Source organism: Stenotrophomonas sp. GD03819 (assembly GCF_029841665.1).
Taxonomy (GTDB): domain Bacteria; phylum Pseudomonadota; class Gammaproteobacteria; order Xanthomonadales; family Xanthomonadaceae; genus Stenotrophomonas; species Stenotrophomonas geniculata.
In genome coordinates, this window is the sequence record NZ_JAOCEW010000064.1 from 1 (window position 1) to 14,546 (window position 14,546).

Sequence of the window (14,546 nt, forward strand, 5' to 3'; positions counted from 1 at the left end):
CCACCCCGCCAACCCACAGCAAACCAGCCTTTGCTCCGGCCGTTGTCGTTGCAGTTGCCTCTGCGGGTGCAGGGCGCAGCCCTGCCGAACCACTCCGAACCCTTACTGGAGCAGGGAACGCAGCATCCAGGCGTACTTCTCGTGGGTCTGCAGGCGCTGGGTCATCAGATCCTCGGTCGGGGCGTCGTCACCCTTGGCCGCCACCTCCAGCACTTCACGCGCCGTACGGCAGACCGCTTCGTTGGCGACCACCAACTGGCGTACCATTTCACGCCAGTCCGCACTGTCGGTCAGGCCCGGTTCCTCGGCGATCGAGGTCAGCGCAGCGAATTCCCGGTAGGAGCCCGGGGCATTGAAGCCCAGCGCGCGGATGCGCTCGGCCACGTCGTCCAGTGCCGCCCACTGCTCGGTGTACTGCGTCTCGAACATGGTGTGCAGCGAGTTGAACATCGACCCGGTCACATTCCAGTGGAAGTTGTGCGTCTTCAGGTAGAGCGTGAACGCATCAGCCTGGAAGCGCGACAGACCGTCGGCGATCTTCTTGCGGTCGCCCTGGGTGATCCCGATATCGATGTTCGGCGCCGACGGTGCCGCCGCTGCAAGCTTCTGCTTGCCGGTCTTGGCCTTGGTCGTGCTCTTGGTCTTCGCCATGGGGTTCCTCCTTGTGGAATCGTTGGCCTTCACAATAAACCGGTCGTGATGACTGGTCGCTTTCAAAGTTTTGAACGAACCGATTGATGAACTCTATCGATAAAAATCCATCGCCCCGCCTGCGCCAACAGCGCGCCGCCATCGACGGCGCCATGAGCCGCGACCGGGGCCGTTTGCTGGGGATGCTCTCGCGGTGCCAGGCCAAGCCACAGGATGCGGCACTGGCCGCCACCTTCGAGCAGGCCTTGCAGGCGTCGGTGCAGCGCCGGATGACACGGGCGCAGCAGCAGCCGTCCATTACTCTGGACCCGCAGCTGCCGATTGCGCGTGAAGCCGACGCGATCATCAAGCTGATCCGCGACCATCAGGTCGTGGTGATCGCCGGTGAAACCGGCTCGGGCAAGACCACCCAGCTGCCGAAACTGTGCTTGGCCGCAGGCCGTGGCCAGGCCGGCATGATCGGCTGCACCCAGCCGCGACGGATTGCCGCACGCGCAGTGGCCAGCCGCGTGGCGCAGGAACTGCAGAGCGAACTGGGCCAGCTGGTCGGCTACCAGGTGCGCTTCAACGACAAGGTCAGCGAAGACAGCCGCATCAAGTTCATGACCGACGGCATCCTGCTGGCGGAGATCGCCAGCGACCGCTGGTTGTCGAACTACGACACGATCATCGTCGACGAGGCGCACGAACGCAGCCTCAACATCGACTTCCTGCTGGGCTACCTGAAGCAGCTGCTGCGCAAGCGCCCGGACCTGAAGCTGATCGTCACCTCGGCCACCATCGACACCGAACGCTTCGCCCAGCACTTCGACAATGCGCCGGTGATCAGCGTGGAAGGCCGCACCTACCCGGTGGAAGTGCGCTACCGCGCGCTGGAAGGCGAGGGCGAACAGGAGGGCGAGCGCACCGTCAACGACGCCATCGTGTCGGCCATCGACGAGATCACCCGCCTGGATGCGCGCGGCGACGTGCTGATCTTCCTGCCGGGCGAGCGCGAGATCCGCGATGCGCACCAGTCGCTGGAACGGCGCAAGTACCGCAACACCGAGGTGCTGCCGCTGTACGCGCGGTTGTCCCACCAGGACCAGGACCGGGTGTTCAACCCGGGGCCGAACCGGCGCATCGTGCTGGCCACCAACGTGGCGGAAACTTCGCTGACGGTGCCGCGCATCCGCTATGTGGTCGATCCGGGCTTTGCCCGCGTCAAGCGCTACAGCCCGCGCAACAAGCTGGACCGCCTGCACATCGAGCCGATCTCGCAGGCCAGCGCCAACCAGCGCAAGGGCCGCTGCGGGCGTATCGCCGAGGGCATCTGCTACCGCCTGTACGCCGAGTCTGATTTCCAGGCGCGGCCGGAGTTCACCGATCCGGAAATCCGCCGCTCCAGCCTGGCCGGGGTGATCCTGCGCATGCTGCAGCTGGGCCTGGGCCGCATCGAGGAATTCCCGTTCCTGGAAGCACCGGACGAGCGCGCGGTAGCCGATGGCTGGCAGCAGCTGACCGAACTGGGCGCGATCGATGCCGAGCGGCGCATGACCACCATCGGCAAGCAGATGGCACGCCTGCCGGTGGACGTGAAGCTGGCGCGCATGCTGGTCGCTGCGCAGGCTGCCGGTTGCCTGCGGCCGATGCTGGTGATCGCCTCGTTCCTGGGCATCCAGGACCCGCGCGAACGCCCGCCCGAAGCACGCGGTGCGGCCGACAGCGCACATGCGCAGTTCGCCGATGGCCGCTCTGAGTTTGTCGGCGTGCTGCGCCTGTGGGATGGCTACCGGCAGGCCCACGAAGACCTGACCCAGTCCAAGCTGCGCGACTGGTGTGGCCGTCATTTCCTCGGCTTCCTGCGCATGCGCGAGTGGCGCGAGCTGCATCGCCAGCTTCGCCTGCTGTGCGAAGAACTGGGCTGGAAGGAAGAGGCCAACGAGGCCTCGATGGCACCGTTGCTGGCCGGCAGCAGTGCGCCGGCACCGGCGCGTGACGACGCCGCGGCGGTGAAAGCCACCCGGGGCCAGCTGCACCGTGCCGCGCGCCTGGCCCGCGAAGGCAAGGCCGAGGCCGCACCGATGCCGGTGGCCGTGCGTGCGCAGAAGGAACAGACGCCAGTTGGCGGCGGTTTCAGTGAACGCGTGCGCGCCGCCGCCTACCAGAGCCTGCACCGGGCGCTGGTGGCGGGCCTGCCGACGCAGATCGGCCACCGCACCGAGAAGGGCGATTTCCAGGCACCACGCCAGCGCCGCTTCCTGCCGTTCCCCGGTTCGGCGCTGTCCAAGCGGCCGCCGCCGTGGCTGCTGGTGGCCAACCTGCTGGATACGCAGAAGGTGTGGGGCATGACCCTGGCCGCGATCGAGCCGGACTGGGTAATCGCCGAACTGCCGCACCTGCTGCTGCGCAAGCACTTCGATCCGCACTGGTCGCGCGCGCAGGGACAGGTGCTCGCGTCCGAGCAGATCAGCCTGTTCGGCCTGGTGCTGGCGCCGAAGAAGCCGGTGCACTACGGCCGCATCGAACCGGGCGAAGCGCATGACATCTTCGTGCGTCAGGCGCTGGTGACCGGCGAGATCAACACCCGCGCCAGCTTCGTGGCCGACAACCAGAAAGTGCTGGAGACGGCCCGCGAGGAAGAAGCCAAGCTGCGCCGCGCCGGCATCGTCGCCGACGAGGACTGGCAGGCGCGCTGGTACCTGGACCGGGTGCCGCCGCAGATCCATTCGGCGGCGGGGCTGGATACCTGGTGGAAGGGGCTGGCGCCGGAACAGCGCAAGACCCTGCACTGGTCGCTGGTCGATCTGTTACCGGGTGAGGGCAGTGAACAGGAGCGCTATCCGAAGTACCTGGCGCTGGGCCAGGCGCGCTTGCCGCTGCACTACCGCTTCGAACCGGGTGCCGACGACGATGGCGTGACCCTGGATGTGCCGCTGCACCTGCTCAATGCGCTGGACCCAGTGCAACTGGGTTGGCTGGCGCCGGGTTTCGTCGCCGACAAGGCCTCTGCATTGATCCGCAGCCTGCCCAAGGCGATGCGCCGCAACTACGTGCCGGCGCCGGACTTCGGCCGCGCGTTCTACGAGGCGTTCCCGCAGCCCAGCGCCGATGCCATCACCGGCGAACTGGCGCGTTTCCTGTCGCGCGCAACCGGCGCGACCGTGACCGCGCTCGATTTCGAGCCCGGTTCGATCGAACCGCACCTGCACATGAACCTGCGGCTGCGCGACGAGCAGGGCAAGGTGCTGGCGACCTCGCGCGATCTGGATGCACTGCGCGCCAAATTCGGCGGTCGTGCCGGCGATGCGTTCGCTGCACGCGCCGGCCGCGAGATGGCGGCCGATGGCCTGCGTACGTTCCCGGCCACGCCGATTCCGCTGCAGGTGCCCGGTGAAGCGGGCGTGCCGGCGTATCCGGCATTGCTGGACGAGGGCGACAGCGTGGCGCTGCGCATCTTCGCCGACCGCCAGCAGGCGCTGGAGGCCCATCCGCTCGGCGTGCGCCGCCTGCTGGAAATCGCCTTGGCCGAGAAGGTGAAGCAGGCGCGCAAGCAGCTGCCGGTCGGTGCCAAGACCGGCCTGCTGTATGCCGCGATCGAATCGCAGGAGCGCCTGCGTGGCGACCTGGTCGATGCCGCGATGAACGCGGTGCTGGCCGAGGGCCTGGAAGACATCCGCGATGCGGTGACCTTCGAGCAGCGACGCGAGCATGCGGCCAAGGCCCTGTTCGGTGAGGCGATGTCGCGGCTGAAACTGGCCGAAACGATCCTGGGCCTGGTGGCGGAACTGAAGCCGATGCTGGAAGCACCGTTGATGGGCTGGGCGCGCGGCAACCTGGACGACATGGAAGCGCAGCTGGCCGGCCTGATCCATCCCGGCTTCCTGCGCGACACGCCGGCTGACGCGCTGGCGCAGTATCCGCGCTACCTGAAGGCGATGATCCTGCGCACCGAGCGTGCCAAGCGTGATCCGCCACGTGACCAGGCGCGCATGCTGGAACTGCACCCGTTCCTGGAAGCGCTGGAAGTGGGGGAGCAGCAGGGACTGCGCGAGCGCCCGCAATGGCAGGCGCTGCGCTGGGATCTGGAAGAGCTGCGGGTGTCACTGTTCGCGCAGGAGCTGGGGGCACGCACCGGCATCTCGGCGAAGAAGCTGGCGCAGCGGGTGACCGCATTGCGCCAGGCGTGAATCCGGTCCTGTGGAACCGAGCCGGCGCTCGACTGCTGGCGATGGACGATGGCGGTCCATCGGAAAGCAGCGGAGCATCGGCCAGACTCCACGGGACGGGTAAGCCGTTACTTGGTACGGCGCACCTTCGGTTGTACGTTCACGCCTTCGATCTTCATGTACCAGACACCGAGCATTCCGGGCTTGATACTGACGTTTGGCGACTGCTTGCGTACCCCTGGGGTCGTGGATGTGTCGGTCTGCTCCCATTCCTGGCCGTTGTCCAGCACGTAGACGCGGCCTTTGCCGAAGCCGCGGAATTCGCCCTGCAGCACGCCGACAATCGGCTCGCTGCTGCCGAAATCGAAGAAGCCGCGATTCTTCACGATCACTTCCTGGCGGCCTTCCTCGCGTGCCGATTCCCGTACGGCGGCAACCGCCTGGGTGGTGGCCGCTTCGACCTTGCCCTGCAGCCAGCGGTTCAGCGTGGCCAGTTCCTGCGCGCTGAGCTTGTCCAGGCCAGCAGCCTTGAACTCGGCCGGTGACATCTGCTGCTGCAGGTCCCCCTCCACCACGCGCTGGGCCAGCGCAGGCGCCGACAGGGACAGCAACAGTGCGGCACAGGCCAGCAGCCGTAGGCGGAAACGCGGGGCGATCGAGGACATGTCGGGACTCTCCTGGGTTTGACCGCGAGTGTAACGGCATGTCTTCATGCCGGGTGATGGTGGCCGCGGTGATTGTCCCTGAACGGCGCCGGCGCTAGTGTAGAGGCCTCTGTCTTGCCTGCTCGATGCTGTGAACCGCGCTTCCGTCCCCGGCCTGGATGCCTTGTTGAACCGTCCCTCGGCAGCCGTGCTGCCTGCTCCGCTGCGCCAGGCCCTGCGCGGGCACTGGGAAGCGCCGGAATGCGACCACCAGATGCGCGCCAGCTGGTCGGTGCTGGGTGACACCCTCGACGCACTGGCGATGCTCTCCGCCGACGAAGGCGCGGTGGTCGCGGCCCTGCTGTTCGACCTGCCTGGCCTGCGGGCTAGCCTGGAACAGCTGCCGCTGGGCAACCACAAGGCCGCGGTGATCGGCCTGCTGGATGGTCAGGACGCCGCCGACCCGGTGTGGGCGCTGCATGCCGGCCGTGAGGCAGGGCGCAACAGCGAAGGCCTGCGCCGCCTGCTGCTGGCGATCATCCGCGACCTGCGCGTGGTGCCCATCCTGCTGGCCCGGCAGCTGGCGCGGATGCGCGCGGCCGACAAGCTGGATGACGAGCAACGCCGCGCGCTGGCACAGCTGACACGCGACATCCACGCGCCATTGGCCAACCGCCTGGGCATCTGGCAGCTGAAGTGGGAGCTGGAGGACCTGGCGTTCCGCCACCTGGAACCGGAGACCTACCGTCGCATTGCGCGGGAGGTGGACGAAACCCGCATCGCCCGCGAGCGTTACGTCGAGAACGTCAAGAAGGTGCTGTCGCGCGAGCTGGTCGCGCAGGGCATCAAGGCCGAGGTCAGCGGCCGTCCAAAGCACATCTACAGCATCTGGCGGAAGATGCAGAAGAAGCGTCTGGCGTTCGACCAGCTGTATGACATCCGTGCGGTGCGCGTGATGGTCGACGACGTCGCCGCCTGCTATGCCGCGCTGGGCGTGGTGCATGCACTGTGGGCGCCGGTGCCGAGCGAGTTCGACGATTACATCGCCCGGCCCAAGGCCAACGACTATCGCTCGCTGCATACCGCCGTGGTCGGCCCGGAAGGGCGCACCATCGAAGTGCAGATCCGTACCCATGAGATGCACTCGCAGGCCGAGCTGGGCGTGGCCGCGCACTGGAAGTACAAGGAAGGTGGCAAGGGCGCGGAGAAGTCCTTCGACCGCAAGATCACCTGGATGCGCCAGCTGCTGGAGCAGGCGCAGGACGGGCAGGGCAATGAGCTGGCTGGGGCGCTCGATGCCGAGCTGACCGAAGACCGGGTCTATGCACTCAGCCCGAAGGATGAGGTGCTGGATCTGCCGCAGGGCGCCACGCCGCTCGATTTCGCCTACCAAGTGCACACCATGGTGGGCCACCGCTGCCGGGGCGCCAAGGTCAACGGTCGCATCGTGCCGCTGACCTATCGCCTGCGCAGCGGCGACCGCGTCGAGATCCTGACCGGCAAGGAGGCCGACCCCCGCCGCGACTGGCTGATGCCGGCCAACGGCTTCCTGGCCAGCAACCGCTCGCGCGAAAAGGTACGCAGCTGGTTCCACAAGCTGGACCGCGCGCGCAACGTGCAGGCCGGGCGCGAACTGCTTGAGCGCGAGCTGAAGCGTCTGGGCCTGCAGCACTCGGACCTGGCGGTGGCGGCGAAGAAGTTCCATGCCGACAGCGTTGACGATCTCTACATCCAGGTGGCGCTGGGCGATACCGGCCCGAACCAGGTCAGCCGTACCCTGCTGGAAGCCGAACGCGCAGCGAGCCAGCCGGCGCCCGCGCCGGCCTTGCCGCGGCCGACCGCGCGCCGCGAGAACCTGGGCAAGTCCAAGTTCACCGTGCAGGGCGTGGGCAACCTGCTGGTGCAGCTGGCACGCTGCTGCCAGCCGGTGGCTGGCGAGCCGATCGTCGGCTACCTGACCCGTAGCCGTGGTGTCACCGTGCATCGTGCAGACTGTGCCGCGCTGGCCCGGCTGGCAGCCACCAGCCCGCAGCGCATCCTGCCGGTGGAGTGGGGCCAGGCCGGCGGCGGCTACGAAGTGGACGTGGTGGTCACTGCGGTCGACCGCCGCTGGTTGCTGAAGGACATCACCAACCTGATCGCCCAGGAAGACGCCTACGTGCTCGACATTCACAGTGACAATGTACGCAACAGTGGCCGTGCCCACCTGCGCCTGCGCCTGAAGGTGAGCGACTACGGCCAGCTGTCGACCCTGCTCGGCAAGCTGGATGCGCTGCCCGGCGTGAGCGAGGCGCATCGCCTCGGCTGAGCTTCACGCTGCCCCGGCTACCCTGCACGCATGGAACGCGAGCCCCCGCATCGCCCGCATGGCGCTGAACACCCTGCGCTGGACCGCGTCCGCCGCGAAGGCCGTTGGTGGTGGCTGCAGGCACGCCACGCGCGCCGGGTGTGGCGCTGGGCGCTGGTCGCGGCGCTGGCGGTGTTCGTGCTGCTGGTGCTGCTGCGCAAGCCATTGGCCGACTGGTTCTGGGATGAGCCGAAGATCGAACAGTTGCTGGCCGAAGGTGACCGCGCGCTTGCCACCGGCCGGTTGAGCGCGGCCGACGGCACTGGTGCGCGCGAGCGCTACCAGGCCGTGCTGGCGCTGGATGGTGATCGTCCGCAGGCCCGCGAAGGCCTGGCCCGTACCGGCGCCGCGGCCCTGCAGCAGGCCAGCGAAAAACTGCAGGCCAACGACCTCGAGGGCAGCGCGAAGGCGCTGGCACTGGCCCGGGAACTGCAGGTGCCGCAGGCCGATGCGGACGCCGTGGCTCGCCAGCTGCAGGCCCGTCGCAGTGCAGGCACCGGCATCGGTGCACTGCTGGCGCAGGCGCGCAACGCCTTTGCAGCGGGCCGGCTGGACGAAGGTGACAGCAGCGCGCTGCCCCTGTTCCAGCGCATCCTGGCATTGCAGCCGGACAATCTGCCGGCGCTGGAAGGTCGCGAGGACGCACTGAGCGATCTGCTGCAGCAGGCCCGCATCCTGGCCGGGCGCGGCGAGCTGGCCGAGGCAGCGACGATACTGCAGCGTGCGCGCCAGTTCGATGCCGGCCACGCCGATCTGCCCGCAAGCCAGGAAGCATTGGCACAGGCTGTCGACCAGCGCCTGCGCCAGGCCCAGCGCGCCTTGCAGCGGCGGCAGCTGGAATCGGCAGCGAAGGGATTCCTCGCCGTGCTGGCAGTGGCGGTTGATGATTCCAGTGCCCAGCGCGGCCGCGAACAGACCTTGCAGGCGGTGCTGGCGCGCAGCCAGAAGCGGGCCGACGACTTCCAGTTCGAGGCGGCGCAGGCCGATTCCGCGCTGGCGGCGGAACTGGGTGCTTCGCCGGCCGCGCAACAGCAGCTCGCGCAACGCCTGCAGCGCGCACAACAGGCGCAGAAGGCGCTGCAGCAGCCGGCGGTCAGCAACACGCAACGCGAACGCCAACTGCGCGACCACCTGCGCAGGATCGAGCGCGCCGAACGTGCCGGGCAATGGATCAGCCCCCCCGGCCACAGTGCGTTCGACGCGTTGCGCGAAGCGCAGTCACTGGCGCCACGCGATGCACGGGTGAAGGCTGCCGCAGCGCGGCTGCTGCCCGCCAGCCGCCGCTGCTTCGACGACAACCTGCGGCAGAACCGCGTGCAGGCCGCAGGTGCCTGCCTGCAGGCCTGGCAGACCCTGTCGCCGACCGCGATCGGACTTCCCTCGGCACGCCTGCGCCTGGCCCAGCGCTGGCTGGCGATCGGCAGCGAACGGCTCGGCAACGGCGACCTGGCTTTCGCGGCGCATGCTGCCGGACAGGCCCGTTTGCTGCAGCCGGACCTGGCCGAGCTGCCAGCGTTCGAAGACCGCCTGCGCCGCGCAGGCGGGCGCCCGGATTAGGTGAAGAACACCCGCTGCACGGTTGCCCGGGCAGCGTCCAGCGAGAAGTGCTCTGCGATGTTGGCCAGGCCGGCATCGGACAGCTGCTGCCACAGCTGCGGATCCTGGTACAGGCGGACCACCGCATCGGCGAAGCCCGCCGCATCATCGGCCACCAGCACGTCCTGGCCCGGGCGCAGGTGCATCCCTTCCACGGCGCAGGTGGTACCTACCACCGGCTGGCCATGGGCCATGCTCAGGTTGATCTTGCCTTTCACGCCGGCACCGAAGCGCAGCGGCGCGATGGAAATGCGTGCGCCGTCCATGTAGGGCGTGATGTCCTCGACGAAACCGTGCATCTGCACGCCGGGTTGGCGTGCGGCCAATGCCAGCAGCGAATCGGGTGTGGCGGCACCGATGCAGTGCAGGCGTACATCGGGCAGACGGGCGCGGATGCCGGCGAAGACTTCGCCGATGAACCACTCCATGGCATCCAGGTTCGGCGGATGGCGGAAGCCGCCGACAAACACCAGATCATGGCGCTGTTCGAACGGCCTGCCGGCGCCGGCGACGTCGTGCAGGTTGGAGATCAGCTCCACCTGCACGGACGGGGCATCGGCCTGCAGCTGCTCACGCTCGGCGGCACTGACCAGCACGGTGACGTCGCACTGCTCCATCACCGCCAGCTCGCTGGCGCGGGTGCGCTCGGCGGTGCGCAGCAGCCCGGCATCACCGGCGACTTCGGCACCACGGCGTTCGCGCAGGTAGTGCAGGTCCACGGTGTCGAACACGGTGCGTGCCTGTGGCGCATAGCGCTCCAGCAGCGGCAGGCACTCGTGGGCGACATGGTGGCGGACCAGCAGCGCCACGTGGAAGCGTGCACCGTGCGTTCGCAGCCAGCTGGCGACGCCATCGAGGAACGGTGCATACCAGACTTCCACGCCCATCCGCTGCAGTGCTTCGGTGGCGGCACCGCCATGTTCGCGGCGGGTGGGAACAAACACCACATGAGCGCCGCCCTGCAGCAGCAGGCGGATCAGGTTCACCTGGCGCAGTGACGCGGAATCGCGATCCGGTTGCGGTACTTCCTCGTCCAGGATCAGCACCTGGCGTCGGCCACGCAGCAGCAGCGCCGGTGACGGCACTTCGCCCACCGCCGGATGGCGGGCCAGCTCGGTGGCCCAGCGGGCGGCGAAGATGGCCTGGTTGCGCACCTGATAGGCCTTCACTCCACTGCCGGTGTCGGTGCCGTTGCTGGTGCCCTCGTCGTGGATCACCCGGCTGGCCGGCTGAACCAGCACGCGCAGGCCCTGTGCACGCACGCGGAAGGCCAGGTCGGTGTCCTCGTAGTAGGCCGGCTTGTAGCGGGTATCGAAGCCATCCAGCTGCTGCCAGAGGGCGCGCGGCAGCATCAGCGCCGCACCGGAGCAGTAGTCGACGTCGCGCAGGCTGGCAAAACGCGGGTCGTCCGCGGCCTCGAAACGGCCATAGCTCCAGCCGCTGCCGTTGGCGAAGATCACCCCCCCTGATTCCTGCAGGCGGCCATCCGGGTACAGCAGCTGGCTGCCGACCAGGCCGGCGCCGGGCGTGCTGGCGAACGTGTCCAGCAGAGCGTCGAGCCAGCCCGGCTGCGGCACCGTATCGTTGTTGAGCAGCACCACGTAGCGGCCGCGTGCGCGCGACACGCCATCGTTGCAGGCCTCGATGAAGCCGCCGTTTTGCTCGCGCACTTCGTAGCGCAGTCCGGCTACCTGCGGCATCCACTGCACGGTGGTGTCGCTGCTGCCGTCATCCACTACCAGGATCTCGCACGCGGCCAGCGGCGGATGTGCCGCCAGGGCGCGCAGGCAGGCCAGGGTGTGGCCGGCGTGGTTATAGACCGGGATGACGATGCTCACTTCCGGCGTCTCGCTGAACGGCACCGTGAAGGGGGCGAAATCCTGTGCCGGCGGCAGGAACAGCGGCGTTCGCGGCGCGGGAACGGCGCGCTGGGTATGCACGCGGATGCGCTGCCAGGTCGCCCGCCACCCACGGGTACGCAGGCTGGCCAGGCTCCGGCGGGCCAGGCCCGTGAGGCGGTTGATCAGGTATCGGATCTCGGCCAGGGACATCGCCATCCGGTTGCAACTCCAGCTTAAGCAGGGGAACCCGGGAGAATCCGCCAGCCGCAGCGGCTGGGGTAGACTCGCCAGACCCTACATTCTCGCATTCCCGTGCCCCGACGCTACGATTCCGACGACATCGACGATTTCGACGACGACGACCAGCAGGACAACGGCCCGCTGTGGCGGCGTCGCCTGATCACCTGGAGCATGGCTGCGGTCGCGTTGGGATTGGGTTTCCTCATTCCCTATACGCTGTACCTGAACCAGCAGGTGACCCAGCGTTTCGGTGAGCTGCGCTGGCAGATCCCGACGCGTGTCTATGCGCGCCCGCTGGTGCTCACCCCCGGCAAGGCGATGGATGCGTCCACGCTGAAGACCGAGCTGGCCGCCTCCGCCTACCGCGATGACGGCCAGGGCAAGGAGCCGGCCACCTATGCGGTGAACGGCGGGCGCTTCGTCATCTCCAGCCGCGGCTACAACGACGTCGATGGCCGGGTTGCCCCGCGCCGGCTCGAGCTGTCGCTGGCCGATGGTGCGGTCGCCTCGCTGCGCGACGCCGACAACCGCAAGGCGTTGAAGGCTGCGCGCCTTGACCCGGCCCGCATCGCGACCCTGTACGGCCAGAAGCAGGAAGAACGCCGCCTGATCCGCATGGACGAGGCGCCGGACCTGCTGGTGACCGGCCTGCAGGCGGTGGAGGACAAGGACTTCAACCGCCACCACGGCATCGACCTGTCCGGCATTGCGCGCGCGGTGTGGGTGACCATTCGCTCCGGTGGCCAGAGCCGCCAGGGCGCCTCCACGCTGACCCAGCAGTTGGCCCGCAGCGGCCTGCTCGGCATCGGCAAGGAACAAACGGTCACCCGCAAATTCAACGAAGTGCTGTACGCGCTGATCATGGAAGCGCGCTACGACAAGCGCACCATCTTCGAGGCCTACCTCAACCAGGTGTACCTGGGCCAGCGTGGCAGCCAGGCGATCCATGGCATGTCGTCCGGTGCCGAGTTCTGGTTCGGCCGCGACCTGCAGTCGCTGGAGACCGAGCAGATCGCGCTGCTGATCGGGCTGGTCAAGGGCCCGTCCTTCTACGACCCGCGTCGCAATCCAGAACGTGCGCTGGATCGCCGCAACTTCGTGCTGGGCAAACTGCACGAAGCCACGCTGATCGATGACGCCGAGTACCAACGTGCGTTGAAGGCCCCGCTGGGCGTGCCCAAGACGCCGGGCCTGGTTGCCGCCAACCGCTTCCCCGCCTATGTCGATCTGGTCCGCCGCCAGCTGGGCCACGACTATCCGGAATCGGCGCTGCAGGGCGCCGGCCTGAGCGTGATGACCGGCATGTCGCCGTCCGCGCAGGCCTATGCCGAAGGCGCGGTGACCCGCACCATCAAGTCGCTGGAAAGCAAGCGCCGCCCCGAACTGCAGGCCGGCATGGTGCTGACCGACGTGCACAACGGTGACGTGCTGGCGGTCATCGGCAGCCGTGAGGTGTCCGAGGTCGGCTTCAATCGAGCGATCGAAGCACAGCGTCCGGTCGGCTCGCTGCTGAAGCCGTTCGTCTACCTGCTGGCGCTGGCGCAGCCGGACCGCTACTCGCTGGCCAGCTGGGTCGACGATTCGCCGGTGACGGTGCAGCTCGGCCGTGGCCGCAACTGGAACCCGGGCAACGCGGACAACCGCAGCCACGGCACGGTGCGCCTGATCGATGCGTTGGCGCATTCCTACAACCAGGCCACGGTGCGCGTGGGCATGCAGGTCGGCCCCGAGCGCGTGACCCAGCTGATCCACGTACTGGCCGGCATCAAGGCCGAGGCCAACCCGGCGGTGATCCTCGGCTCGACCGACCAGAGCCCGTACGCGATGGCACAGCTGTACCAGTTCCTCGCGTCCGGTGGCGAGATCCAACCGCTGCATGCGGTGCGTGGCGTGCTTGATCCGCAGGGCAAGCTGCTCAAGCGTTACGACAAGACCCCGGCACCGGCGCAGGAGGGCGACTCGATTGCCGCCAACCTGATCAGTGTCGGCCTGCAGCAGGTGGTTGCCAGCGGCACCGCGCAGCGGCTCAACGCTGATGGCCTCGGCCGCCTGCAGCCGGCCGGCAAGACCGGTACCACCAACGATGGTCGCGACAGCTGGTACGCCGGTTACACCGGCGATCATCTGGCGGTGATCTGGATCGGCAACGACCAGAACGAGCAGGCCGGCCTGTACGGTGCCACCGGCGCGATGCGGGTCTGGTCGGGTATCTTCCAGCGCCTGCCGAGTGCTCCGCTGAGGGTCAGCAACAAGGGCCTGGACTGGCAGTCGGTGGCGCCCACCGGACTCAACAGCACGGATGAAGGCTGCCCGGGCGCGCGTCGTTTCCCGTTCGTGGTGGGCTATGCACCGGCCTATGCACCGTGCGCGCCGGCGGTGTCGCCGGACGGGCAGGGTGCCGAAGGCGAGGGCGGTGGCTGGCGCAGCTGGTTCGGCCTGGACCGCAAGCCGGAAGCGCCTGCCGAACCTGCCGCGGCTCCCGCCGCCGCCACTCCTCCCCCGAGCCGATGATGCCGATGAACATGCGATCCCTGCTGCAGCCCCTGGCCCTGACCGGCCTCAGCCTGGCCCTGGCCGCCTGCGTGACCAGTGCGCCGCCGGTGGTCACGCCGGTGGATACCACTACGCCGGCACAGCGCCTGGCTGCGGTGGATGCGGCCGCAGGTCCTGATGACAAGGAGCTGTCGGTGCAGCCGCTGCGTGATTCGCAGGTGGAAGACCTGCGGGTGACCGCGCAGGCGCAACGCCAGGCGAACGACCTGGCCGGTGCCGCCAGCAGCCTGGACCACGCGCTGGAAATCGTCGCCGGCGACCCGGCGGTACTGCAGGAACGTGCCGAACTGGCGCTGCTGCAGGGGCAGTGGGCGCAGGCGGAGACGTTCGCGCGCAAGGCGGTGGATCTGGGCTCGAAGACGGGGCCGCTGTGCCGGCGGCACTGGGCGACGATCGAGCAGTCGCGCCTGGCGCGGGGCGAGGAGGAAAATGCGGTGTCGGCGCATGCGCAGATTGAAGGTTGCACGGTGCCGGGGATCAAGCGGTACTGAATTTCCAGCCAACGGCGCAGCCCCTCGTGGCTGTG

The 14,546-nt window shown here is 68.4% G+C and carries 8 protein-coding genes; 5 read left to right on the forward strand and 3 right to left on the reverse strand.

Annotation, left to right across the window (positions count from 1 at the left end; all coding sequences use genetic code 11):
* Positions 1-102: 102 nt before the first annotated feature.
* Positions 103-651: a Dps family protein gene (locus N5D45_RS22100; RefSeq protein WP_005410730.1), complete on the reverse strand. Its 549-nt coding sequence runs from the start codon at positions 649-651 to the stop codon at positions 103-105.
* 86 nt (positions 652-737) lie between these two features.
* Here N5D45_RS22100 and hrpA point away from each other — a divergent pair, with 86 nt between their 5' ends.
* A complete protein-coding gene (gene hrpA / locus N5D45_RS22105; RefSeq protein WP_279939636.1) occupies positions 738-4,820 on the forward strand; it encodes an ATP-dependent RNA helicase HrpA in 4,083 nt (1,360 codons plus the stop codon).
* 107 nt (positions 4,821-4,927) lie between these two features.
* Here hrpA and N5D45_RS22110 read toward each other — a convergent pair whose 3' ends face one another.
* A complete protein-coding gene (locus tag N5D45_RS22110) occupies positions 4,928-5,464 on the reverse strand; it encodes a hypothetical protein (protein ID WP_057502257.1) in 537 nt (178 codons plus the stop codon).
* A 130-nt stretch (positions 5,465-5,594) separates the two neighbouring features.
* Between N5D45_RS22110 and N5D45_RS22115 the strand changes: the two genes are divergently transcribed.
* Positions 5,595-7,751: a bifunctional (p)ppGpp synthetase/guanosine-3',5'-bis(diphosphate) 3'-pyrophosphohydrolase gene (locus N5D45_RS22115; protein ID WP_279939637.1), complete on the forward strand. Its 2,157-nt coding sequence runs from the start codon at positions 5,595-5,597 to the stop codon at positions 7,749-7,751.
* Positions 7,752-7,781: 30 nt separating this feature from the next.
* On the forward strand, positions 7,782-9,347 hold the full coding sequence (locus N5D45_RS22120) for a hypothetical protein (RefSeq protein ID WP_057502255.1): 1,566 nt from the start codon (positions 7,782-7,784) through the stop codon (positions 9,345-9,347).
* Here N5D45_RS22120 and N5D45_RS22125 read toward each other — a convergent pair.
* Positions 9,344-11,443 (reverse strand): glycosyltransferase, encoded by a 2,100-nt coding sequence (locus tag N5D45_RS22125; RefSeq protein ID WP_164192897.1) that lies wholly within the window; start codon positions 11,441-11,443, stop codon positions 9,344-9,346. The two genes, N5D45_RS22120 and N5D45_RS22125, sit on opposite strands and share 4 nt — an antisense overlap.
* A 96-nt stretch (positions 11,444-11,539) precedes the next feature.
* On the opposite strand from N5D45_RS22125, the gene mrcB reads away from it, so the two are divergent.
* Together mrcB and N5D45_RS22135 are read left to right on the forward strand one after the other, a co-directional pair.
* Positions 11,540-13,978 carry a penicillin-binding protein 1B gene (gene mrcB / locus N5D45_RS22130; RefSeq protein WP_043399215.1) on the forward strand — a complete coding sequence of 813 codons (2,439 nt, stop codon included), beginning with the start codon at positions 11,540-11,542 and terminating at the stop codon, positions 13,976-13,978.
* Positions 13,975-14,511 carry a hypothetical protein gene (locus N5D45_RS22135; protein WP_279939638.1) on the forward strand — a complete coding sequence of 179 codons (537 nt, stop codon included), beginning with the start codon at positions 13,975-13,977 and terminating at the stop codon, positions 14,509-14,511. The genes mrcB and N5D45_RS22135 overlap by 4 nt, the downstream gene beginning before the upstream one ends.
* Positions 14,512-14,546 lie beyond the last annotated feature (35 nt).